Raw genomic sequence first — 22,149 nt, forward strand, 5'->3', positions numbered from 1 at the left:
GCGCCGAGGCCCCTGCCGGTTGGACCATGTGATCCGCCAACGGATCCGCTACGCATCTCCGCCAGGTGATACGCGACAGGGGTCTAGAGGGCCTGTGTCTAAGCGACGGCGCATCACCGTCGAAGCCAGCCAGCCAGCGAGCGTAGTCGATAGATCTATGGAACACTCGGATCATCGATCCGTCCTCTCGGCAAGGGGATGCCATGTCGCTCCGTCGTATCGCGGCGATCGCGCTCGCACTAGCTGTCCTGGGTCCGATCGGGTCCGCCGCCTCCGCCGCCTCCGCCGCCTCCGCCGCATCGCCGTCGCCTTCCCTGTCGACAGTCTCGGTCAGCGCCGCCTCCGAGCCGATCTTCGGGCCGGCCCAGGCCATCTCAGTGGGTCCCTCCCCAACAGCTACCGCGATCGGTGACGTGACCGGCGACGGCCGGGCAGACGTGCTGCTCGGCATGCTGGTCCACGCCGACCCGTCCGACGTCTACGACCTCCTCGTCTTCGCGCAGCAGGCTGACGGTTCGCTCGCGTCACCGGTCCGATACCAGACGGGGCTCAGCTCCAGCGACCGGGCGGGCATGGGCGTCACGGTGCTCGACGCCAACGGCGACGGGCGGCGAGACGTGGCGCTGGCTACCAAGGCCGGTGTGCAGGTCCTGACGCAGACCACGGAGGGGCGGCTGGCGATCCGTGGGCTGCTTGCGGGCACGGCAGGCGCTGAGTACATCGCCGCTGCCGACATGGATCGTGACGGCGACGAGGACCTGGTGGTCAACGGTGAGGCGGGAACGATGCTGCTGCGCCAGGAATCCTCGGGTGTCTTCGTACTGTCCGTCGTGGGGCCGGAGTGGGTATACGCCCTGGCGGTCGGCGACGTGGACGGCGATGGCTGGCGGGACATCGCCCTCAGCGGTAGGGAGACGGACGTCCTCGTCTACCACCGCACCACCACCGGGTGGAGGCGCACCGCCCACACCCCGATCGAGGACTACTGGGGGATTCACGAGGGTATTGAGATCGCCGACGTCACCGGCGACGGCCGCGCGGACGTGGCGGTCACTGACAGCGGCAACCGCCCGGGGGCCCTGCTCAACGTCTTCCGCCAGACGGCCACCGGCACGCTGGCCGCCCCGGTCGTCTACAGCACGCCGGACATCCCGCAGCCCGTCAAGGCGGCCGACCTGAACGGGGACGGGCGCAAGGACCTGGTCATCGCGCACGGCGGCTGGCAGCAGGTCACTGCGCTCCTGCAGCAGTCCGACGGCACGCTCGGATCCCCGATCTCCCACCCCGTTCCCTACGCCACCCATTACCACAGCCAGGGTCTCGCACTAGGGGACATCGATGGTGACAAGCGCGTCGACGCCGTACTCGCCGACCAGCAGAACAACCTGGTCGTGCTGCGCAACATCCATCGAGCCGCATCGACCATCGCCTTCCTCGCCCGGGTCAACAACCGCTATGTCACGGCCGAAAGCGCCGGCGCCAAGCCGTTGATCGCCAACCGGACGGCGATCGGGCTGTGGGAGCAGTTCGACATGATCGACGCGGGCAACGGGTTCATCAGTCTGCGCTCGCGTTCCAACGGCAAGTACGTGACCGCGGAGAGCGCGGGTGCCCAACCCCTGATCGCCAACCGGACCGCGGTCGGCTCCTGGGAGAAGTTCAAAGTCATCTACAACTCGGACGGCAGCATCAGCCTGCGGGCCAACGTCAACGGCAAGTACGTGACGGCCGAGAAGGCGGGCGCCTACCCGCTGATCGCCAACCGCACCGCGATCGGGCTGTGGGAGAAATTCGACATCCATGCCGTCCCCTAGATGGCACCGCGGCGATGTCGGAGCTCGGCGCTGTCGTGGGTTTCAAGCCTCGGCGGCATCGGGCCGCTCGATCGTCGCGCACCGGTGCTCTCAAAAAGCCCAGGCGGGTCGACGGCCTTCAACGACAAGCTCCGCGAATGGGAGGACTACTACAACTACCATCGCCCCCCGGCGGCCTCGGCGGCCAGACCCCCTACGAACGCCTCAAGCAGAAGCGCGTACCGCAGCTGCTGGACGATGTGCAGCTCTGCTCGCTCCTGATCGATGCAGCGGGCGTCGTGCTCCATCCCGAGGACCTCACCCAGGCGGCAGCCCTGCCTGGCGCACAACCACATTGCCGCCGGTAGCGGGTTGTCACGGCGTCAAGGCGGCCCGCAAAGCGGGCCGCGCCGACCCGGCCCCGGCCTGCTGGCGACCTCCGGCCGGCATCGGCCGGGCCGGCCGGCCACGCTGACGGACGACAAGACCTTGAAGACCTGGGGCTCCGCCCCGAACCCCGACCCTCCTCAGAGATCAGCCGGGAGCGGATCACCTCGCCGGGCACCACAAGGGCGACCAGCATCCCCGGACCCCGTCCGGGGATGCTGGACGGCCGACGAGGAGATTCGCGTGACTAGGCGGCGGCGCGTTCGGCGAGTGGGCGGCGACGCAGTGCCGTGTCGGTCAGTGAGCGTGGGGCCGAGGCAGCGTGGGGGTTGAACCGGTTGGTGCCAGGTGGCACGATCTCGTCGATCCGGTCGAGGGTCGCATCGTCCAGAGTGAGCGCGGCGCCCTTGAGGAGATCCTCCAGCTGCTGCATGGTCCGCGGTCCGATGATCGCCGAGGTGACGGCGGGGTGAGCCACAGTGAAGGCCACGGCCAGCTGTGGGAGGGTACAGCCGATGCTTGCCGCGAGTTCGACGAGCTGTTCGACGGCGTCGAGCTTGGCTGCGGTCTCCGCGTTCGCGGGATCGAACAGTTCCGGCCGGATTGTGGCACGGCCGGTTGACAGGTCGATGGGCTGGTCCTTGCGATACTTGCCGGTGAGGAACCCGAAGGCCAGTGGGCTCCAGACCAGTACCCCCATTCCGTAGCGCTGGCAGACGGGCAGGAGCGAGGTCTCGATTCCGCGGGCCAGGATCGAATATCCATCCTTCACATCGCGGTCATCAACGACTGGCTCCTGACCCCACTTTGAGGCAGGCCCTAGACGATCATGGCGTGCCCCGCCTCCGGTCCATCCTGGCGAGGAAGGGGACATGCCCGCCTGGGACGATGGTCGGGTGAACATCACCCGACTCGTTACCTCGGAGAATGTGCCGGCCTTGGCCGAGCTGCTCCGCGTCAACCGTGAGTTTCTCGCGCCGTGGGACCCGATCCGGAGCGAGGACTACTTCACGGCAAACGGCCAGCACGCCGTCATCGAAGCCGATCTCCAGCAGCACGAGCAGGGATCGAAGCTGCCCCACGTCATCCTCGACGACGCCGGTCGCGTGATCGGCCGCATCACGCTCAACGGCATAGTGCGTGGCCCTTTCCAGTCATGCTCCATGGGCTACTGGGTAAGCGCCAGCCACAATGGCCGAGGGTTCGCGACCAGGGCGGTGCACGGGATCGTGCGGGTGGCCTTCGAGGAGTTGGGGCTGCATCGGATGCAGGCAGAGACCCTGTTGCACAACGTCAGATCGCAGCGGGTGCTGGAACGCAACGGGTTCATGCAGTTCGGCATGGCGCCGGAGTACCTCAACATCGCCGGCCGGTGGCAGGATCACGCCATGTACCAGGTGGTGAAGCCGTCGCCGGCAACCGGCTGAACGCCATCGCCCCACCGCAGTGCGCTGAAGCCGCGCCTTGCGATCACGGTGCCCGGTGTTCGCTGACACCTACCGTGCCAGCCGTCGGCGCAGTGTCACGCGGGTCCTGATACCGATCTGTCACGCAGGTCCCGAGACCAGACAGCCCGGCTGCCGGGGAGTGGACGCTCCTATTTCCGGTCGGTCACCGCTCAGCACCGACAGCAGCGTCTTGGCTTCCCCGGGCGTCAGCGCGCGCCGCTCGGCCCGGCCGAGGGCCGGAGGCTTGGCCGCCTTGGCGACGTTGCGCGCCACCAGGTCCATCCGCTCAGCGTCGGCCAAGGCGACCCGCAGGACCGCGTGCACCTTGATGATCCTGGCCGGCGCCAGCTTGCCCCGCAGCCCGGTCAGGAACCGCTGTACGTCCCGAGGCGGTCAGCCGATCGAGCTTCACCCGGCCCAAGCCGGGCACCAGGTGCTTGCTCACGGCCAGGCGGTAGCGCACCAGCGTTGACGGCCGAGTGCCGTCGTGCGCCTTCACGTCCCGCAGCCACTCGGTCAACCAGGCTTCCAGAGGCCTGGCCGGTCCGGCGACTGCCCGACGAGGAGATCCGCTGAACAGCACACCAGCCCTCAGGTGTTGAGGTGATCTGACACCTGGCCTGCTGACTCGTCCAGCCAGCGGCGATACCAACGGGCGAATCCGAGCGGCACTCCGTCGTCGTCGAAGAGCGGCCGGAATCCGCCAATGGCAGTTGTGTCGTCGGCCCACATTTGACCCCGCGCTGGGCCGCTGACCACCAGAGCCTCCGGGTACGCGCAGCCCACGCGCCGTTATCAGCGGCTGAGGTTCGATGGCTGACCAGGCTGGGGCACGCCCCCGAGTGGTGGCGCGCCCCAGCAGGTCAGACCAGTCGCTGGGCGCGGGTCGTGGTCACCGTCGCGGTGCCGGTCGTGGACAGGCCGGAGATCAGGTACGCCCGGTAGGTGCCGTCCGTCATCACGGCCCAGAGGTCCGGGGTGCCGTCGAGGTTGATGTCGGCGGCCTCGAGCGTGCCGATCGCGACGCCGGTGTTCCAGTTCGCCGCCACCTGGTACTGGGTGTTGGTCAGCGTGCCGGTGCCGTCACCGTTGTCGACCATGGTGACCCCGGTCCACAGGTAGAGGTCACCCGTGGTGGCGTTGCGCAGGAAGAGCCCGACGCCGGAGGCGGTCTCGGTGCTGGCGATGGTCCAGTTCTGCCAGTCGGTGCCGCCGGTCGGGGTGGGGTTGGTCAGGGCGGTGGTGTTGTAGTACAGGCCGGGAGCCGCGCCGTTGAAGTGGTAGTTGAGGCGGTAGCCGTTGGTGGCGTCACCCGCGATGCCGATCAGGTCCGGGATGACGGTGTCGACGCCGCGGGCATCGAAGGCGCTGGCCAGCTGCAGCGGGCTGTTGCCGTTGGCGTCGAGCATGAGGTCGGCCATGATCGAGAACTGGTTGCCGCTGAGCGCCGGGTCGGTCATCGTGCCGTCCCCGGCGCCGACGATGACGCCGCCGTTTCCGGCCGAGACACCGGTCGGGTAGTAGTCCAGGAAGTCCTGGCGGTCGTAGCCGGTGAAGCGCCCGGTGAAAACCTGGGCCCCGTCGAAGTCGGTCGGGGCGTTGATCCCGGTGACGCCGTTGCCGCGCAGGCCGATGTTGGTGGCCGTCTGCACCTGGCCGGTGCCGACGCCGGTCTTGCGGGACTTCACCCCGAGCGCCGACCAGACGCCCGAGCCGAGCCCGGTGCCCGGGCCGCCGACGGCGACCAGGTCGGGGACGCCATCGCCGTTGAGGTCCTTGTCGACCGGGCCGGTGGTGACGGTGGGCGTGGTCTGCGGCATCGCCGCCGCCTGAGCCGGAAGGGCCGGGGCGAGCGCGGTCAGCGCGAGCGCCACCGGCGCAGTCCAGGCGAGCAGGCGACGGGAACTGAAGGAACTTGTCATGGATTCCCCCGTGCTATGAGGAGTTTGCCGCTCGGACGGTACTGGATGCCGGCAACGGCCACGGCCCCGTGCTGCCCGGCTTCGGGGATCTGCGGATCAGGCACCCTGGTTGCCGTCGCGACGCCGCCAGGTCGCCGTCATCACCAGGATCACGACGCCGGCCGGCAGGGCGGCGATCAGCAGGCCCCGCCACTGCTCCAGCCACAGGCGGGCGGTGAGCCGGGCCTCCGGTGCCCGGGTCACGGCGTACTGACCGGACGGGCCGGGGTCGAGCCGGCACGAGAACGCGTACCGGCCGGGGGTCGGGGCGTTGAGGCTCGCCAGCCAGGTCCATCGCGTGTCGTCGGTGGCGACCTCGGTCCACTCGACGACCCGGTTCGGCGCGGCCATCGGCACCGCCCGCCCGTCGGGGCCCGTCGCCGCGCAGCGATCGAGGTCGGGTGCGCCGATGGGCCGGGTGGCCCAGACGGCGTACCGGCCGGCGCGGTCGACGTCGACGGTGAACCCGTCGTACCGGGGGCCGGCGACGCGCAGAGGGAGCGATGTGGGTTCGGCCCGGGGTGAGATCGCCCGCCGTACCGCCGGGACCGTGGCCGTCAGGCCCAGGCAGCCGAGCAGCGCGAGGACTCCCGCCAACGCGTACCAGAGCCGGCGCATCGTCAGTCGGGCTGGCGGCGACGGGGACGCCTGCGCATGGACGAAGGATAGATCGGTGGTCGCCGTGCCCGCCGACCCGTGGCCGCGGCGGCCGGGTGGCAGGCTAGCGTCGGGGCGTGACCACCGGATCCCCGCGCGTGCTGCCCGCCGAGAGCGGCATCGCCGAAGCCGCCGCCGTCCTCCGCGCCGGAGGGCTGGTCGCCTTCCCCACCGAGACGGTCTACGGGCTGGGCGCGAACGCGCTCGACGCCCGAGCGGCGGCGCGGATCTTCGAGGCGAAGGCCCGGCCCAGCTTCGACCCGCTGATCACCCATCTGGCCGACGCGGCAGACCTGCCCGGGCTGATCGGTGCGGTGCCGCCGGCGGTCGCTGCGCTGGTCGAGCGGTTCTGGCCCGGTCCGCTCACCCTCATCGTGGACCGGCCGGCGGTGATCCCGCCGATCGTCACGTCCGGTCTGGACACCATGGCGGTCCGGGTGCCGGACGAGGCCGCCGCCCGCGCGCTGATCGCCGCGGCCGGGGTGCCGGTGGCCGCGCCGAGCGCCAACCGTTTCGGGCAGCTCAGCCCCACCCGCGCCGAGCATGTGGTGGCGGGGCTGGGCGGCGCGGTGGACGTGGTGCTCGACGGCGGTCCCACCCGGTGCGGCATCGAGTCGACCATCGTGGACGCGCGGGGCCCGCAGCCGGTGGTGCTCCGGCTCGGTGCGCTGCCGGTGGAGGCGCTGGTCGAGGCGGTCGGGCCGGTCACCGTACGCCCCGGCAGCTCCGGCCAGCCGGTGGCGCCGGGCACGCTGGCCGCGCACTACGCCCCGCGTACCCCGTTGATCGTCGGGGCGGCGGAGCCGGCGGCGGGCGACGGCGGGCGGCGGGGCCTGCTTGCCTACCGGCAGACCCCGGCGGTGGGCGACTGGGCGGCGGTGGAGGTGCTCTCCCCGGAGGGGGACCTGACCGTGGCGGCCGCGCGGCTCTTCGACGCCCTGCACCGGCTCGACGCCGCCGGGGTGACCGAGATCGTCGCCGAGCCGGTCCCGGACGTCGGGGTGGGTCGGGCGATCAACGACCGGCTGCGGCGGGCCGCCGCCACCTGGCACTGACCGGGCGGCGTCACAGCGCCAGCGCGCCCACCACCTGGTCGCCGCTCAGCTCGCCGGTGCGCTGGAAGCCCAGCCGCTGGTAGAAGCGTTCCGGGCCGTGCTCGCCCGGCACCCAGGTGGTGATCAGCCGGGTGCCACCGCGCTGCCGCACCTCGGCGGCGAGCGACTCGACGGCGAACCGGCCGTACCCCCTGCCCTGCCGCCCGGCGTCGATGTTGAGCCGCCAGAGGCCGGAGCGGACGTCGGTGGGGTCGTCGTCGCGCCAGCGCACGTCGAAGAAGGCCATCAGGAAGCCCACCGGTTGGTCGCCGTCCACGATCAGCCGCGGCCAGGCGACGTCCGATTGGACGTAGCCTCGGCGAGCGACCGGGCGACCGGCGCGACCAGCCCTTCCTGGTCGGGTCGGACCGCGATCGCGCAGGCGGCCAGGACGTTGTCGGTGGTGATCGGTACGAGGCGGGGCACCGGCCGCACGCTACCGGCCGGGCCGGCACCCGCTCCACCGCTTTACGGTCGCCCACTCACCGCAGTTCGGCGGCGATCCGGTCGGCGTCGGCGGTCAGGTCGTCGTAGCCGGCGGCGCTCAGCTTGCCGCCCCGCAGCAGCTCGGCGAGCTTGTCCCGCAGCTTCTTGAGCTGCTCCTCGGCCTGGTCGGCGTCGTCCTCGGCGAGCTCCTTGGCGATCGCGTCCACCTTGGCGTGCAGGTCGTCGGCCGCGTCCGGGTTCAGCTGACCCGTCTCCACCTGCTCCTGGATCGACAGGCGCATCGCCACCACGGGGTCCCTGGGTGGCGGCGGGCTCGGCGTGCGGGAGATGGCCCGCGAGCTCGGCGTCCGGCTGGCTGGCGGCCGGGTGGTGGGGGCGAGCGTCCGCGGCGTCGCGGTGGTCGGGGCGACGGTGGCCGGCACGGCCGGAGCGTCGGGTCCGGTCGCCGTGACCGCCGGGGTGGGCGTGGCGGTGGGCCCGGCGACCGGCGGGCCGGTGTCGCGCCCCGGGAGGGCCACGGCGGCCAGCGCCAGCAGCGCGACGCCGAGCACGGCGACCGCCGCCAGCAGGAGGCCGCGCCAGCGCGTCGGCCGGTCGCCGGTGTCGCCGCCTCCGGCCGCCGCGGCACCGACCGGGGGCGGACCGACCCCGTCGGCGCCGGACCAAGCCGCGCGGGACGGCCCCGCCGGACCGACCGGCCGGGCCGCCCCGACCAGCACCGGGGCGGCGGGGGTACCCACCGAGGGCAGCAGCGCCGCGAGGCGGTGCCGGACCGCCGCGGCGTCGGCCGGCCGGTCGCCGAGGTCCTTCGCCAGCAGCTCCGACACCAGGGCGTCCAGCTCCACCGGTACGTCGGGACGGCGGCTACGCAGGGGCGCAGGCGGCTCGTTGACGTGCTGGTGCAGGACGCTGAGCGGGTCGCCGGCGAAGGGCGGGGCGCCGGCCAGCATCGCGTAGAGGGTGCAGCCCAGGGCGTACAGGTCGGCACGCGCGTCGACCGGCCGGCCCAGCGCCTGCTCCGGGGCCATGTACGAGCTGGTGCCGAGCTTGGTTGCCGGGCCGGTGAGGGTGTTCTGGTCGCCCGTACCGGGGAGGCGGGCGATGCCGAAGTCGCAGATCTTCACCGTGCCCGACGGGGTGACGATCAGGTTGCCGGGCTTGACGTCCCGGTGCACCACCCCGACCGCGTGCGCGGCGGCGAGCCCGTCGCAGGCCTGCACGGCGATCGACAGCGCCTGCCCGACGGGGAGCGGGCCGTCGGCGATCAGCGCCGACACCGTACGCCCCTCCACCAGCTCCATGACCAGGTAGGAGTCGCTCTCCTCGGTGCCGAAGTCGTACACCCCGACGATGTGGGGGTGGCTCAGCCGCGCCGCCGTACGGGCCTCCCGGTCGAACCGTTCGGCGGCCATCGGCTCGTCGAGGCCGGCCGCGGTGAGCACCTTGATCGCCACCGGCCGGTCCAGCCGCAGGTCGCGTCCGCGCCACACCTCGCCCATGCCACCGGTGCCCAGCAGTTCCTCGGACTGGTAGCGGCCATCCAGCAGACGTCTCAGCACCACGTCACATTTTCCAGCCGCGGTCCCTGCTACACCGGGCCGTGGGTGGGACCGTCGGTCCGGCACCCGCCGGACGGGAGGTCTGCGGACGGGTCGTCAGGATCTGCTCGCCGTGGACCATCCCCCAAGCTAGTAGGTATGCCCCTCAGAAGGGCGTCGCCCGGCCGCCGGCGCCGATTCCGGGTGCGGTGCGCCGACGGTGGTCACGCCTGCTGGTGGGCGACCTCCAGGTTGACGAACCGGGGCTCGCTCCGGGCCAACCGCCGCATTCGTTCGGCGTACGTGCCGGTCTCCGGCTGGGCGCTGTGCGCCATCGCCTGCTCGTAGCTGTCGAACTCGGCGACCATCACGAAATGTCCGGGTCGATCCCGGTCCTCGGCGACGGTCAGCCGCGCCGGGGCGTTCGACAGCTGCTGCCGTCCCCACTCCGCGCTGAGCGCCCGTACCTCGTCGGGCCGGTCCGTGTCGTACTCGATGACCTGGACGAAGGACACCTCGATCACCTCCGCTCGCGGTATTCCCGCCAGGTCACCGTCCATGTGCGGAATGCCTCCCGTCCCTGGGGGTAGGAGAACAGGTAACAACCCCCCGAAAGTGAGGTGTCATGCCAATGCCGACCGCACGCGAAATCATGACCAGTGACGTGACCTGTGTCCGGGAGCAGGACGACCTCAAGGCCGCCGCCCGCCGGATGGCCGAGCTCGGCGTCGGCTCGCTGCCGATCTGTGGCGCCGACAACCGGCTCAAGGGCATGCTGACCGACCGGGACATCGTGGTGAAGGTGCTCGCCGAGGGCCGCGACCCGGGCAGCGTGACTGCGGGTGAACTCGCCCAGGGTGAGGCGGTGACCATCGGCGCCGACGACGACGCCGCGGAGATCCTGCGCACCATGAGCCAGTACAAGGTACGCCGGCTGCCGGTGATCGACGGGCACGAGCTCGTCGGGATCGTCGCCGTCGCCGACGTGGCCCGGTCGCTGCCGGAACGCCCGGTGGGCGACCTGATCGAGGCCATCTCCGAGCGCGCCTGACCACACCGATCGCCGCCCGCTCCGGCCCAGGCCGGAACGGGCGGTGTTCCGCTGGCCCAGCGCTGCCCAGCGCGGCCACGGCCGAGCGGCGGTTCGCGGCCGAGGACCTGCCACCGGTTCCCCGGCGGGTCAGGCCGGCGGGGTCAGCGGGACGGTCTCGCCGCGCAGGATCGTCCGCACCTGGCGGACGAAGCCCCGGCGGCGGGCCTCCTCGACGAAGTGCCGCAGCGGCGAGCGGAACACCGGGTAGTCGTCGTAGTGGATCGGCACGGTCAGCTTCGGGCGGACCAGCTCCACCACGTCGGCGCCCTGCTTCGCGTCCATGGTGAGCAGGATGCCGGCGATCCGGGTGCCGCCGAGGTGGATCAGCATGGCGTCGATGTCCGGGTACCGCTCGGGGATCTGGGCGAGCTGCGGCCGGCGCAGGGTGTCCCCGGTGACGTAGAGGCGGAACTGCCGGGACCCGGCGCGGTCCAGGTCGATCATCGTGCCCATCACGTCGGGCAGCAGCCGGTCCAGCGCGCCCGGGCCGTGCTGGCCGGGCAGTGCGGTCAGCCGCAGGGTGGCGTCGCCGCGGTGCAGCTCGTATGACTCCCAGGTGGGCAGCCCCTGCGCCGCCGCGAACCCCCAGCGGCTCAGCTTCCGTTCCGCCTCCCGGGTGGTGACGATCGGCAGGGACGGGTCCAGCCCGCGCCGGGCCACCCGGTCGAAATGGTCTCCGTGCAGGTGGGACAGGACCACCGCGTCCAGGGTGGGCAGCTCGGCGACGCCCAGCGCGGGCTCGGTGCTCCGCTTCGACCACAGCCCGTGCCCCAGGTACGCCCGCTGCCCGCGGTGTAGGAAATTCGGGTCGGTGAGCAGGGTGAAGCCACCGATCCGGAGCACCGTCGTCGCGGTACCGATGAACGTCACCTCGGGCCGGTCGGTCGCCATGCCCCCAGCCGTACCCGGGATCGGTGCGGCCATGCGCCTCAGCGGTCCGCCGCCGGCCCGCCGTCGTGGTCGGCGGCCGACCGGACGCCCGGCTGCGGCAGGCGGTCGACCAGTCGGGTCAGCGCGCCGTTGGCGACGGTGGCGCCGAGCGCGGAGCCGGCGGCGATGGACCAGCCCACCGGGCCGAGCGGGGTGCAGCCGAAGAACTGGCTGAGGCCGGGCGTCTGCACCACGGCGACCAGCACGCCGAGCGAGACGGTGGCGGAGGCCAGCACGGCGGGGCTGGTGCCGCCGGCCAGCACCGTCTGGCCGAGCTGGGTGCCGACCAGGGCGGCCAGGGCGACGGTGCCGGCCCGCCGCTGCCGCCCGGTGTAGCGGGCGAGCGTCCACCCGGCGGTCGCGCCCAGCGTGGTGGCGGCGGCGCGCAGGGCGATCTCCCGGGTCATCGTCGCGCCCAGCGACGTGTCCGGGCCCTCCCGGAGCAGACTGTCGGCCCCGTCGGCTCCGTTCGCGGCGGGCGGGCGGACCGCGATGGCCAGCGCGGGTGCCAGGTCGGTGAGCAGGTTGACCAGGAGCAGTTGCCGGCCGGTCAGCGCGGATCGGCCGGTCGCCGCGGCGGTCAGCACGCTGAACGCGATCTCGCCGAGGTTGCCGCCGACCAGGATGCTCAGCGCGTGGCGCACCGAGGACCACATCGCCCGCCCCTCGACCAGGGTGGCGATGATGGTCTCCAGCCGGTCGTCGGTGACCACCAGGTCGGCGGCGGCGCGGGCCGCCGGGGTGCCCCGCTGGCCGAGGGCGATGCCCACGTCGGCCAGCCGGATCGCGGGCGCGTCGTTGGCGCCGTCCCCGGTCATCGCGACCGTCCGGCCGTGCCGTTGCAGCGCCTGGATGATGCGTACCTTGTGGGCGGGGGTGCAGCGGGCGACCACGTCGGTGCGGGTGAGCCGGTCGGCCAGCGCCTCGTCGTCGAGCCGGTCCAGTTCGGCCGCGGTGACCACCCGCTGGTCGCCGTGGTCGGGGCTGATGATCGACGCGATCGCCTCGGCGGTCGCCGGATGGTCCCCGGTGATCATGATGGTGTGCACGCCGGCCTGCCGGATCCGCCGGACGGCCGGCGCGGCGCTCTCCCGGACCCCGTCGGCGAGCGCCAGGAAGCCGACGAAGACCAGCCCGTCGACCTGCTCGTCGGTCACCGTCTCCGCGCCGACCGGGCACTCGGCGACGGCGAGGATCCGGTGACCCGCCCTGGCCCGCTCGGCGAGCATCCCGTGCAGCGCCGCCCGGCCCGCCTCGTCCAGCGGCTCGTCGCCCGCGTCGGTACGCCGGGCCGCGCAGCGCGGCAGCACCGTCTCGGGCGCGCCCTTCACGCTCAGCAGCAGCCGGTCCCCGGTACGCCCCACCGTGGCGTGGTAGCCGCGCGACGGCTCGAACGGCAGCCCACCGACCGCCGCCCACCCTGGCGCGCCGGTCAGCTCCGTCACCCCGGGGGTGCCGGCGCCGTGGCGTACCGCCCGGTCGGTCTGCTGGGGCAGCTCCTCCGGGTTCTCGGCGACGGGGGTGGCGCGCAGCGCCGTGGCCAGGGTCAGCGTCAGCGGTTCGTCCAGCCGGTCCGGCGGGGCGTACCGGCGGCCGTCGCCGTCGCCCACTCCGGCCAGCAGCAGCTTGCCCTCGGTGAGGGTGCCGGTCTTGTCGAAGCAGAGCACGTCCACCCGGCCCAGCGCCTCGATGGTGCGCGGGTTGCGGACCAGGGCGCCGTGCTCGGCGAGCCGGCGGGCCGCCGCCAGCTGCGCGGCGCTGACCAGGAACGGCAACCCCTCCGGCACCGACGCGACGGCCAGGTTCGCGGCGGTCGCGGCCGTCTCCGCCAGCGGTACGCCGCGCAGCAACCCCGCCCCGGCCACCGCGATCGCCGAGCCGGCGGCCAGCGGCAGCGCCGCGTTGGTGAGCGTGCCCAGCCGGGTCTCCACCCCGCTGGCCGGTGGCGCCTGGCGGGCCAGGGCGAGGCTCCGACCCGCCTCGGTCTCGTCCCCGGTGGCCACCACCACGGCGGTGCCGTGCCCGGCGGCGACGGTGGTGCCCTCGTAGAGCATTGACCGGCGGTCGGCGACGGCGGCGGCCACCACCGGGTCGGCGGTCTTGCCCACCGGCAGCGACTCCCCGGTCAGCGACGACTCGTCGGCCTCCAGCCCGTCGGCGGTGAGCACCCGGCAGTCGGCCGGGATCGCGTCGCCCGGGCCGACGGCGACCACGTCCCCCGGCACCAGCTCCTCCGCCGCGATCACCTGCTCCGCGCCGTCGCGCAGGACCCGGGCGGTAACCGCCGAGCGGGACAGCAGCTCGGCCAGGGACCGTTCGGTGTTGTGCTGGTGCACCGCGCCGATCAGCGCGGAGCCGCCGACCACCCCGCCGACCAGGGCGGCGTCGACCAGCGAGCCGAACGTGGCGGAGAGCACCGCCCCCGCGGCGAGCACCGGGGTGAGCGGGTTGGCCAGCTCGTCGACGAAGGCCCGGAGCAGCCCGGACGGGCGCACCGTCTCGGTGCCCGCCGGGCCGCGCCGACGGGTCGCCTCGGCCGCGCTGAGCCCGTCCGGGCGGGTGTCGAGCTGGCGCAGCACGGTCTCCACCGGCATCAGGTGCCAGGCGGGCACGGTGGGCGTGGCCTGGCGGGTCGGGTCCGGCAGCCGCCGCGCGCGCCACACGCCGTGCGCGAAGGCCAGCGCGGCGGCGCCGTTCACCGCGGCCAGCGCCCGGCCGGGAAGCTGCTGCCGGTCGGCGGTGAACGCGCCCAGCGCGGCGAGGCCGCTGCCGGCGAGCGCGAGCCGGAGGTTCTGGCCGGTCATCCGCCGGGCCAGCCCGGCCGCCTCGATGATCAGCGCGGGGACGCGCAGGTCGGGGCCGACCAGCAGGTGAGCCCCCCAGGGCGGCAGGTCGTCGGGGGCGGCCACGCCGAGGCCGCAGTCGGCGGCGCCGAGCGCCGGGCGGTCGCCGGAGACCAGCAGGACCACCGCGCCGTCGCGTTGCAGGGCGCGTACCGACTCGGCCAGGTGCGGACCGCCGGGCAGCACCGCGTCGGCGAAGTCGTACCGGCCCTCGCCGTCGCCGGCCACCACGAGCCGCAGTCCGGCCTGGCGGGCGGCGGTGGGTAGGGCGTCCACACCGGGCGCCGGGGCGGGCTCCACCCGTAGCACCGCGGCGAGGGTGTCGCCCTCGGCGAGGCCGAGCAACGTGCCCCCGCCGTCCCGGAGCCGCCGGCTGTCCGGGGTGTCACCCGGGTCGTCGGCGCCGACCCGGTCGAGCGGCCCGAGCCGCCAGCCGTCGGCTTCCCGCATCTCGTCCGGGGCGGCCGGGTCGAACAGCGCGAACGCCCGGGCGGCGACCTGGCCGGTGTCCGCACCGGGCAGGGGCGCCAGATCGGCCAGCACGCCCCGGTCCGAGCCGAGGACCGCCGCGTCCAGCAGCACCGTGTCGATCCGGTCGAGTTTCCGCAGCACGCTGCGGTCCATCGCGATCACGCCGCGCCGGGCCAGCATCCGGCCCAGCTGGGCGGCGTAGCCCTCGCGGCCGCTGCCCGGGGCCTTGGGCAGCGCGGAGAGCGCCAGCGCGGCGGCCCGCTTGGGGCCGGCCAGCGGCACCGCGGCCGCGCCGGCGACGGCGCCCGCGGCGAGCATCCGGGTCACGTACCGCTCGGCCGGGCCGTCCGGCACCGGGCAGGGGCGTTCGCCGTCGGGCACCCGGGCCACCGCCCGCTCCGGGTCGCCGGTGAGCCGCGGCTCGGCCTTGGACCAGGCGGCGAGCTGGGCGCGGGCCTCGCCCCACTGCACCACCCGCTGCACGCCGTCCAGCACGATGCCGGTCCAGCCCCCGGCGAGTCCCTGGGCGACCGCCTCCACGAGCGGGAAGAGCAGCTCGGCCCGGGGGTCCGCGCGCAGCCCCCGGTCGGCGAGGGCGTGCAGCTTCGGGTGCAGGTCGATCGCGGTGAGGAAGCCGGCGACCTCGCCGGGTGCCGGGGTGAACGGCAGGATCCGGGTGGCCGCCGAGATGGTCAGGCCGAGCGCGTCGGAGGCCAGCGCGCCGAGGGTCCGCGGGGTCCGCGGCCCCTCCTCGGGCGGCTGCGGCGGTGCCACCTCAGGGTCCGGCTCGTATGGGCAGACCCGCTCGATCCGGGACACCGTCGCGATCAGGTCGCGCAGCGGCGGCTTCGGCTCCTCGACGGCCACCACCACCCGGCCGGAGGGGGCGTTCACCCGCGCCCAGGCCACCCCGGGCATCCGTTCCAGCGCCTGCTCGACCTGCCGAGCCAGCCGGTCCCCGCCCTCCTGGCAGACCCCGTGCACCTCGATGTGGTGCCGGCCGTGGCGGGACCAGACCCGGCGGCGGGTCAGCCCGGCGAGCCGGGCCAGCCGGGCCGCGCCGGCGCCGACGCTAGACGCGGCGCCGGAGACCGGCTCGGGCACGGCCACCCGCCCCACCGCGTCCCGTACGGCCGCGCCGCCGGGCACGGCCGAGGTGGCGGCCCGCGCCGCGTGCGGCAGGGCCGACGCGACGGTGCGGGCCGCGTCCGGCACGGCGGTGGCGACGGTACGGACCGCGTGCGTGACGGCGTCCGGCACGCCGACCGGCGGCAGCAGGCGGCCGGCGACCCGGCCGAGTGCTGTCATCGAGGGGTACGGCCGAGTCGCCGGCCACGCTCCCCGGTGCCGCCGCGTTCGCCGTACGCCATCTCGCCTCCCGCGCTTCGTCCCGGCGGCCTGGCTTCCCGGCGGGACGTCCGTTATGCCCCCTGACCGGGGGAAGTTTCCCTGGTGGGCAGGGCATGGACCGGTCGCCGGTGGAATGCCGGTGCTGCAGGTCATCGAGTGGCCGCCGGCCCTGGTCAGCGCGGCCGGACACCTGCTGGCAGATCGGCACATGTCCGGGCTGGTGAAGGGGGTCGGCGAGGCGCTGGAGTCGGCCTGACGAGACCGGGCTCACCGTTGACCTCAACCCGGGTTGAGGCACCAGGCTGAGCCCATGCCGATCGCACCCCGGAACCGCCGGTGACCGCCACCGCCGCTCCCGTCACCCCGCCCCCGCACCTGTACGCCCCGCGCCTGCGGGCGATGACCGTGGGCAGCGTCGCCCTGGTCTCCCTGCTCGCGTTCGAGGCGCTGGCGGTCGGTACGGCGATGCCGACCGTCGCCCGCAGCCTGGACGGGCTGGCGCTGTACGCGCTCGCCTTCGCCGGCCCGTTCGCCTCGGGCGTGGTCGCGATGGTGGTCTCCGGCATCTGGTGCGACGCGCGTGGGCCCCGGGCGCCGATGTGGCACGGCGTGGCCTGGTTCGTGGTGGGGGTGCTGGTCGCCGGCACCGCCCCGGTGATGGGGGTGCTGGTCGCCGGCCGGGTGGTGCAGGGCTTCGGCTCCGGCCTGCTCTCCGTGGCGCTGTACGTGATCGTCGGCCGGGCGTACCCCGAGGAGTTGCGGCGGCGGGTCTTCGCCGCGTTCGCGGCGGCCTGGGTCGTCCCGTCGCTGGTCGGCCCGGCGCTGGCCGGCCTGATCGTCGAGCACCTGGGCTGGCGGTGGGTCTTCCTGGCGGTGCCGGCGGTCGCGGTGCCGGCGGTGCTGCTGATCCAGCCCGGGTTGCGGGCGCTGGGCGCGTCGGCGCCGGTCCGGCCGTCGGCCGGGGCGCTGGCCCGGATCGGCTGGGCCTGCGGGGCGGGGGCGAGCGCCGCACTGCTGCACTACGGGGGGCAGCAGCGCGGCGTACTCGGCACCGGGCTGGTGGCGGTGGCGCTGGTCGGCCTGCTCGGCTGCGCGCCACGGCTGCTGCCCGCGGGTTTCCTGCGCGCCCGGCGCGGGCTGCCGACGGTGGTCGGCCTGCGCGGTCTGGCTTCGGCGGCGTTCGTCGGGGCGGAGGTGGTGATTCCGTTGATGCTCTCCCGGGAGCGGGGGTTCTCGCCGACCGCGGCGGGGCTGGTGCTCACCGTCGGCGCGGTGTCCTGGTCGGTCGGGTCCTGGCTCCAGGGGCGGCTGCGCGCCCCGCGGTCCGCCGCCACGCCGCCCCGGGCCGGGCTGGCCTGCATCACCGCCGGTACGGCCACCGTGACGTTGACCGTGCTGCCGGCCGTGCCGGTGCCGCTCGCGGTGCTCGGTTGGGCCACCGCCGGCCTGGGCATGGGGCTGCTCTACCCATCCCTGTCGGTGCTCACCCTGGCCCTGTCCGCCCCCGACGAACAGGGCCGGAACAGCTCCTCCCTGCAACTGGGCGACTCGTTGTTCGCGGCCACCGTGCTGGCGCTGACCGGCGCGGTGCTCGCCGCCGGCGCGGTGCCCGGACCGGCGGCGTACGGGGCGACCCTGGCGGTGGCGGCCGGCTGCGGGCTGCTCGGCGTGCTGCTGGCGGGCCGGGTCGTGGTGCCGTCCGGAACGGGAAGGTCGCCTGGTCCGACGGGGTGATGCGAGGGTTTCGCGGCCGACACGTACGGGGGAACCGGCCGGAGATGAAAGCGTCTGCGGTTCACCTTCGTCTTACCGTGGCCGCATGCTGGTTGTCGTCACCACGGTGATCCTCTACGTGTTCGGTTTCGTCTTCCTGTACGGCGTGATCCGGCTGGGTGTCCGGCACGGGATGGAGGACGTGGAAACGCATCGCGCCCAGGTGCTGCGCGCCGAGCAGCTCGCGTCGGTGCAGGACCGCACCTTCGCCCGCGAGAACGCGTTCCTCACCGGGAGCTGATCGTGCGGACCGGCCGGAACGGGCGCGCCGGCCGGCCGCCGAGCGGATCCGGGCGGCGGATGCGAGGATCGCTTCCGTGATGGGGACGCTGAAGACCGAGCCGGCCCGCGCCCGGCTGGACCTGTTGGCACCGCCGGTGGCCGCCGCGCTCGAACAGTGGCCGGCCGACGCGCCGGTCGACGTGGACGACGTGCTGGTCGCGCCGATCGACGCCGAGCTGGCGGACACGGCCGCCTTCTGCGCGGCGTACGAGGTGGGCCTCGACGTGTCGGCCAACTGCGTAGTGGTGGCCGGCAAGCGGGAGGGCGAGATCCGGTACGCCGCCTGCATCGTGCTCGCCACCACCCGGGCCGACGTGAACGGGGTGGTCCGCCGGACGCTGAACGTGCGCAAGGCCAGCTTCGCGCCGATGGCCGACGCGGTGGAGCTGACCGGCATGGAGTACGGCGGCATAACGCCGATCGGCCTGCCTGAGGAGTGGCCGATCCTGGTCGATTCGCGGGTGATCGCCACGCCGTACGTGATCATCGGATCCGGCGTACGGCACAGCAAGATCGCGCTGCCCGGGCCGGCACTCGGCGCGCTGCCCGGGGCGACGGTGGTGGAAGGGCTGGCCAGGCCGGCCTAGATCATCGCGGGCGTCGATGTGGTTGCACGTGAAACATCACGCTTCTCGATGTGGGCAGGCCGGCCCGGCCGGCGGTCAGACGGCCGACTCCAGCCGCTCGACCTCGCGGAGGGCGGCAAGCAGCGTCTCGGGCTCCTGCGCACCGGTGACCGCGTACTTGCCGGCCAGCACGAAGGTGGGCACGCTGGTCACCCCGATCTGGTGCGCGGCGGCCAGGTCGGCGGCGACCTCGCGCCGGCCCGCGTTGGACTCCAGGTAGTCGCGGACCTCGGTCTCGTCGAGGCCCACCCCGGCGGCGAGCTTGACCAGCGCGTCCGTCGAGCCGACGTCGACGCCGTCGGAGAAGTGCGCCCGGTAGAGTGCGTTGATCATCTCGGTGGCCCGGCCCTGCTCGGTGGCGAACCGGATCAGCCGGTGCGCCTCGAAGGTGTTGGCGGCCACGGCACGGTCGAACCGCATGTCCAGCCCGACGCTCGCCCCGACCTGGGTCACCTGGGTGGCCATCGCCTCGGCCCGCTCCCGGCCGCCGAACTTGGCGCCCAGCGCCTCGACCAGCGGCTTCGGCTCGGTGACCGGCGTCGGGTCGAGCTGGAACGGTCGGTACCGGACGGTCACCTCACCGTCGTACGACGCCAGCGCCTGCTCCAGCCGGCGCTTGCCGATCCAGCACCAGGGGCAGACCACGTCGGCGTAGATCTCGATCTCCATGGCAGGGGTGAACGCCCAGCTCAGCCGAGTTGTTCCCGGACCTGGCGCTTGAGCCGGGCCAGGATCGCCGTGCCGCCGCGTACGCGCAGCGGGCTGATCGCCTGGGCCAGCCCCATCCGCTGGTAGAGGTCGTCCGGCACGGCCAGCACCTGCTCGGCGTTGGCGCCGGCCAGCCCGTCGGCGAGGATGCCGGCGAAGGCGCGGGTGGTCGGCGCCTCCGGCGGGCAGTCGAACCAGGTGAGCACCGTCCCGTTCGGCTGGACCTGGGCGCGCAGGAAGAACGCCGTCTGGCACTCGGGCACCTGCTCCATGCCCGCCCGGTCGATCTCCGGCGGCAGCGGCGGGATGACGTCGGCGTACTCCAGGAGCATCTCCAGCACCACGTCACGGGGCGCGGCGGCGAACTCGTCGACGATCTCGGCCAGCTTGGTCGGCATCTCGGGCATCCCGTCAGGCTACCGCCGCCGAAGCGGCGTCCACCGGGGGTCGGCCGGTGGGCGCCGCGTCGGCCGGGTCACATGTTCGGGGCGGCCTCGCTGATGTCGCTGAGGGCGGAGTTCGGGTCGAGCTGCATGGCCAGGTCGCCCAGGGAGACGATGCCGACCAGCTTGCGGTCGTTGTCGCAGACCAGCACCCGCCGGATGTTGCGCTCGCGCATCAGTGCGGCCGCCTCGCTGGCGGTGGCGTGCTGCTCGATCATCACCACCTCGCGGGTGATGATCGACCCGATCGTGGTGGCGCCCGGGTCGGCGCGTTCGGCCACCGCCCGCACCACGATGTCCCGGTCGGTCAGCATGCCGGCGAGGGTGGCGCCATCGGTGACCACCACGTCGCCGATGTCGGACTCCTTCATCACCCTGGCTGCCTCGTCCAGGGTGGTCTCCGCAGGCAGGTAGACCACCTGCTTCGTCATCACGTCGCTGACCCGGTACATGAGAGCCTCCGAAACACCTCGGTCGATCCGACTGCGGTACCCCGTGGCGCGTCCGCTACACCCCGTCGCCGCGCGCCGCGCGCGCCTCGCCGGCCAGCCGCTCGACCAGACCGTCCAGCGGCAGCTCGACCCGCTCGCCGCCGGCCCGGTCGCGCAGCTCGACGTACCCGTCGGCGAGCCGGCGGCCGACCACGACGGTGCGTGGGATGCCGATCAGCTCGGCGTCGGTGAACTTCACCCCGGCCGAGACGTGCGTCCGGTCGTCGACCAGCACCCGCAGGCCCGCGGCGGCCAGGCGTCCGCCGAGGTCCAGCGCCGCATCGAGCTGCGGCCCCTTTCCGGCCGCCACCAGGTGTACGTCGCACGGCGCGACCGCCGCCGGCCACACCAGACCCCGCTCGTCGTGGTGCTGCTCGGCGATCGCCGCCACCGCCCGGGACACCCCGATGCCGTAGCAGCCCATGGTCGGCCGGACCGGCTTGCCCGCCGGGCCGAGCACGTCGACGGCGAACGCGTCGGTGAACCGGCGGCCCAACTGGAAGATGTGCCCGATCTCGATGCCCCGCCGCATGGTCAGCTCGCCGGTCGCGCAGGCCGGGCACGCGTCACCGGGGCGCACCTCGGCCGCCTCGATCGTGCCCGCCGGCGTGAAGTCCCGCCCGCAGACCACGTCGACCGCATGCCGGCCCGGCTCGTTCGCCCCGGTCAGCCACGCGCTGCCGGCGACCACCCGCGGATCGACCAGGTAGCGGACGGCGAGCTTCTCCAGGAGCTGCGGCCCGATGTAGCCGCGGACCAGCTCCGGGTGGGCGGCCCAGTCGTCGAAGACCGCGACGGTGGCCGGGTGCACGGCCGCCTCGACCCGCTTGAGGTCGACCTCCCGGTCGCCGGGCACCCCGATCACCAGCAGCTCGGACTCCTCGGCGCCCGGCCGGCGCACGGTGAGCACCACGTTCTTCAGGGTGTCCGCGGCGGTCCAGTCCCGCCGCCCGCCGAGCCCGCGCGCGTTCGCCAGCTCGACCAGGGAGGCGATGGTCGGCGTCTCCGGGGTGTCGTGCACCGTCAGCGCCGAGTGCGCGTCCGGATCGCCGGCCGCCGGGGCCCGGGTCAGCACCGCCTCGGTGTTCGCCGCGTAGTCGCAGGCGGTGCAGCCGACGAAGCTGTCCTCGCCGACCGGCGCGGCGGCCAGGAACTCCTCCGACGCCGAGCCGCCCATCGCCCCGGACATCGCGTGCACCACCGTGTAGTCCAGCCCCAGCCGGGTGAAGACCCGTTCGTAGGCGTCGCGGTGCCGGTCGTACGCCGCTTGGAGCCCGGCGGAGTCCAGGTCGAACGAGTAGGCGTCCTTCATCAGGAACTCGCGCCCGCGCAGCAGCCCGGCCCGGGGGCGGGCCTCGTCCCGGAACTTCGTCTGGACCTGGAACAGCGTCACCGGGAAGTCCCGGTACGACGAGAAGAGATCCTTGACCAGCAGCGCGGCCAGCTCCTCGTGGGTCGGGGCGAGCAGATGCTCGGCGCCCTTGCGGTCGGCGAGGGTGAAGATGTCGTCGCCGTACTCCGTCCACCGCCCGCTGGTCCGGTACGGCTCCGCCGGCAGCAGCGCCGGGAAGTGCACCTCCTGGTCGCCGATCGCGGTCATCTCCTGGCGGATGATCTCGGTGACCCGGTCCAGCACCAGCTTGCCCAGCGGCAGCCAGCTGTAGCCGCCGGGTGCGGCGCGGCGGACGTAGCCGGCGCGGACCAGCAGCCGGTGGCTCGGCACCTCCGCGTCCGCCGGGTCCTCGCGCAGGGTCCGGAGCAGCAGGTTCGACATGCGCAGCAGCATTGGCGCAGCGTACGGCGGGCGCGACGGG

Annotated in this window: 21 protein-coding genes and 1 pseudogene; 8 read left to right on the forward strand and 14 right to left on the reverse strand. The window is 73.8% G+C overall.

Features of this window, described 5'->3' with window-relative positions; translation table 11 throughout:
* Positions 1-413 precede the first annotated feature (413 nt).
* A complete protein-coding gene (locus tag I8N68_RS04580; protein ID WP_200208140.1) occupies positions 414-1,814 on the forward strand; it encodes an FG-GAP-like repeat-containing protein in 1,401 nt (466 codons plus the stop codon).
* Positions 1,815-1,931: 117 nt separating this feature from the next.
* Positions 1,932-2,029 (forward strand): annotated as a pseudogene (locus I8N68_RS34465) (IS481 family transposase); the annotation flags it as partial.
* Positions 2,030-2,427: 398 nt separating this feature from the next.
* Here I8N68_RS34465 and I8N68_RS04585 read toward each other — a convergent pair.
* Complete coding sequence (locus I8N68_RS04585; RefSeq protein ID WP_307812598.1) at positions 2,428-2,952, reverse strand: aldo/keto reductase; 525 nt, start codon at positions 2,950-2,952, stop codon at positions 2,428-2,430.
* Between the two features lie 124 nt (positions 2,953-3,076).
* On the opposite strand from I8N68_RS04585, the gene I8N68_RS04590 reads away from it, so the two are divergent.
* Entirely contained in the window at positions 3,077-3,607 is a 531-nt protein-coding gene (locus I8N68_RS04590; protein ID WP_200208144.1) for a GNAT family N-acetyltransferase, read from the forward strand.
* Positions 3,608-3,727: 120 nt separating this feature from the next.
* Here the strand turns inward: I8N68_RS04590 and I8N68_RS04595 are convergent, their stop codons facing one another.
* From I8N68_RS04595 to I8N68_RS04605, 3 genes are all read right to left on the reverse strand, one after another.
* Complete coding sequence (locus I8N68_RS04595; RefSeq protein WP_200208146.1) at positions 3,728-3,952, reverse strand: hypothetical protein; 225 nt, start codon at positions 3,950-3,952, stop codon at positions 3,728-3,730.
* 539 nt (positions 3,953-4,491) lie between these two features.
* A complete protein-coding gene (locus I8N68_RS04600; RefSeq protein WP_200208149.1) occupies positions 4,492-5,550 on the reverse strand; it encodes a hypothetical protein in 1,059 nt (352 codons plus the stop codon).
* Between the two features lie 96 nt (positions 5,551-5,646).
* Positions 5,647-6,207, reverse strand: a complete 561-nt coding sequence (locus I8N68_RS04605) for a hypothetical protein (protein WP_200208150.1) — start codon at positions 6,205-6,207, stop codon at positions 5,647-5,649.
* 140 nt (positions 6,208-6,347) lie between these two features.
* Between I8N68_RS04605 and I8N68_RS04610 the strand changes: the two genes are divergently transcribed.
* Positions 6,348-7,301 carry an L-threonylcarbamoyladenylate synthase gene (locus I8N68_RS04610; RefSeq protein WP_200208934.1) on the forward strand — a complete coding sequence of 318 codons (954 nt, stop codon included), beginning with the start codon at positions 6,348-6,350 and terminating at the stop codon, positions 7,299-7,301.
* A gap of 10 nt (positions 7,302-7,311) precedes the next feature.
* Here I8N68_RS04610 and I8N68_RS04615 read toward each other — a convergent pair whose 3' ends face one another.
* The 4 genes from I8N68_RS04615 to I8N68_RS04625 form a co-directional block, all read right to left on the reverse strand.
* Positions 7,312-7,617, reverse strand: coding sequence for a GNAT family N-acetyltransferase (locus tag I8N68_RS04615; protein WP_307812600.1), 306 nt, complete (start codon positions 7,615-7,617; stop codon positions 7,312-7,314).
* A gap of 2 nt (positions 7,618-7,619) precedes the next feature.
* Positions 7,620-7,766, reverse strand: coding sequence for a hypothetical protein (locus I8N68_RS33815; RefSeq protein WP_307812601.1), 147 nt, complete (start codon positions 7,764-7,766; stop codon positions 7,620-7,622).
* 56 nt (positions 7,767-7,822) lie between these two features.
* A complete protein-coding gene (locus I8N68_RS04620; protein WP_200208151.1) occupies positions 7,823-9,346 on the reverse strand; it encodes a serine/threonine-protein kinase in 1,524 nt (507 codons plus the stop codon).
* 203 nt (positions 9,347-9,549) lie between these two features.
* Positions 9,550-9,885, reverse strand: coding sequence for an NIPSNAP family protein (locus tag I8N68_RS04625; protein WP_200208152.1), 336 nt, complete (start codon positions 9,883-9,885; stop codon positions 9,550-9,552).
* A gap of 71 nt (positions 9,886-9,956) precedes the next feature.
* On the opposite strand from I8N68_RS04625, the gene I8N68_RS04630 reads away from it, so the two are divergent.
* On the forward strand, positions 9,957-10,376 hold the full coding sequence (locus tag I8N68_RS04630; protein WP_200208153.1) for a CBS domain-containing protein: 420 nt from the start codon (positions 9,957-9,959) through the stop codon (positions 10,374-10,376).
* A 129-nt stretch (positions 10,377-10,505) separates the two neighbouring features.
* Here the strand turns inward: I8N68_RS04630 and I8N68_RS04635 are convergent, their stop codons facing one another.
* Positions 10,506-11,309 (reverse strand): MBL fold metallo-hydrolase, encoded by an 804-nt coding sequence (locus I8N68_RS04635; protein WP_200208155.1) that lies wholly within the window; start codon positions 11,307-11,309, stop codon positions 10,506-10,508.
* A 38-nt stretch (positions 11,310-11,347) separates the two neighbouring features.
* Positions 11,348-15,970, reverse strand: coding sequence for a cation-translocating P-type ATPase (locus I8N68_RS04640; RefSeq protein ID WP_234038802.1), 4,623 nt, complete (start codon positions 15,968-15,970; stop codon positions 11,348-11,350).
* Positions 15,971-16,348: 378 nt separating this feature from the next.
* Here I8N68_RS04640 and I8N68_RS04650 point away from each other — a divergent pair, with 378 nt between their 5' ends.
* The 3 genes from I8N68_RS04650 (at position 16,349) to I8N68_RS04660 (ending at position 18,654) form a co-directional block, all read left to right on the forward strand.
* Entirely contained in the window at positions 16,349-17,746 is a 1,398-nt protein-coding gene (locus I8N68_RS04650; RefSeq protein ID WP_307812602.1) for an MFS transporter, read from the forward strand.
* 85 nt (positions 17,747-17,831) lie between these two features.
* A complete protein-coding gene (locus I8N68_RS04655) occupies positions 17,832-18,026 on the forward strand; it encodes a hypothetical protein (RefSeq protein WP_200208160.1) in 195 nt (64 codons plus the stop codon).
* Between the two features lie 79 nt (positions 18,027-18,105).
* Complete coding sequence (locus tag I8N68_RS04660) at positions 18,106-18,654, forward strand: YbaK/EbsC family protein (RefSeq protein WP_200208937.1); 549 nt, start codon at positions 18,106-18,108, stop codon at positions 18,652-18,654.
* A gap of 75 nt (positions 18,655-18,729) precedes the next feature.
* Here the strand turns inward: I8N68_RS04660 and I8N68_RS04665 are convergent, their stop codons facing one another.
* The 4 genes from I8N68_RS04665 to I8N68_RS04680 all read right to left on the reverse strand — a co-directional run bounded on the left by I8N68_RS04665 (position 18,730) and on the right by I8N68_RS04680 (position 22,121).
* Positions 18,730-19,362, reverse strand: a complete 633-nt coding sequence (locus I8N68_RS04665) for a DsbA family oxidoreductase (RefSeq protein WP_200208163.1) — start codon at positions 19,360-19,362, stop codon at positions 18,730-18,732.
* A 20-nt stretch (positions 19,363-19,382) separates the two neighbouring features.
* Entirely contained in the window at positions 19,383-19,808 is a 426-nt protein-coding gene (locus I8N68_RS04670) for a SufE family protein (protein ID WP_200208165.1), read from the reverse strand.
* A gap of 68 nt (positions 19,809-19,876) precedes the next feature.
* Positions 19,877-20,296 (reverse strand): CBS domain-containing protein, encoded by a 420-nt coding sequence (locus I8N68_RS04675; RefSeq protein WP_200208167.1) that lies wholly within the window; start codon positions 20,294-20,296, stop codon positions 19,877-19,879.
* Positions 20,297-20,351: 55 nt separating this feature from the next.
* A complete protein-coding gene (locus I8N68_RS04680) occupies positions 20,352-22,121 on the reverse strand; it encodes a proline--tRNA ligase (RefSeq protein ID WP_200208169.1) in 1,770 nt (589 codons plus the stop codon).
* Positions 22,122-22,149: the final 28 nt, after the last annotated feature.

The sequence above is a fragment of the Micromonospora coerulea genome, from assembly GCF_016598485.1.
GTDB lineage: Bacteria > Actinomycetota > Actinomycetes > Mycobacteriales > Micromonosporaceae > Micromonospora > Micromonospora coerulea.

What these genes read in the sequence shown, in the direction of transcription:
- I8N68_RS04600 (WP_200208149.1), bottom strand. Translation starts at nt 5,550, where the DNA reads ATGACAAGTTCCTTCAGTTCCCGTCGCCTGCTCGCCTGGACTGCGCCG.
- I8N68_RS04605 (WP_200208150.1), bottom strand. Translation starts at nt 6,207, where the DNA reads ATGCGCCGGCTCTGGTACGCGTTGGCGGGAGTCCTCGCGCTGCTCGGC.
- I8N68_RS04625 (WP_200208152.1), bottom strand. Translation starts at nt 9,885, where the DNA reads ATGGACGGTGACCTGGCGGGAATACCGCGAGCGGAGGTGATCGAGGTG.
- I8N68_RS04630 (WP_200208153.1), top strand. Translation starts at nt 9,957, where the DNA reads ATGCCGACCGCACGCGAAATCATGACCAGTGACGTGACCTGTGTCCGG.
- I8N68_RS04635 (WP_200208155.1), bottom strand. Translation starts at nt 11,309, where the DNA reads ATGGCGACCGACCGGCCCGAGGTGACGTTCATCGGTACCGCGACGACG.
- I8N68_RS04640 (WP_234038802.1), bottom strand. Translation starts at nt 15,970, where the DNA reads ATGACAGCACTCGGCCGGGTCGCCGGCCGCCTGCTGCCGCCGGTCGGC.
- I8N68_RS04655 (WP_200208160.1), top strand. Translation starts at nt 17,832, where the DNA reads ATGCTGGTTGTCGTCACCACGGTGATCCTCTACGTGTTCGGTTTCGTC.
- I8N68_RS04660 (WP_200208937.1), top strand. Translation starts at nt 18,106, where the DNA reads ATGGGGACGCTGAAGACCGAGCCGGCCCGCGCCCGGCTGGACCTGTTG.
- I8N68_RS04665 (WP_200208163.1), bottom strand. Translation starts at nt 19,362, where the DNA reads ATGGAGATCGAGATCTACGCCGACGTGGTCTGCCCCTGGTGCTGGATC.
- I8N68_RS04670 (WP_200208165.1), bottom strand. Translation starts at nt 19,808, where the DNA reads ATGCCCGAGATGCCGACCAAGCTGGCCGAGATCGTCGACGAGTTCGCC.
- I8N68_RS04675 (WP_200208167.1), bottom strand. Translation starts at nt 20,296, where the DNA reads ATGTACCGGGTCAGCGACGTGATGACGAAGCAGGTGGTCTACCTGCCT.
- I8N68_RS04680 (WP_200208169.1), bottom strand. Translation starts at nt 22,121, where the DNA reads ATGCTGCTGCGCATGTCGAACCTGCTGCTCCGGACCCTGCGCGAGGAC.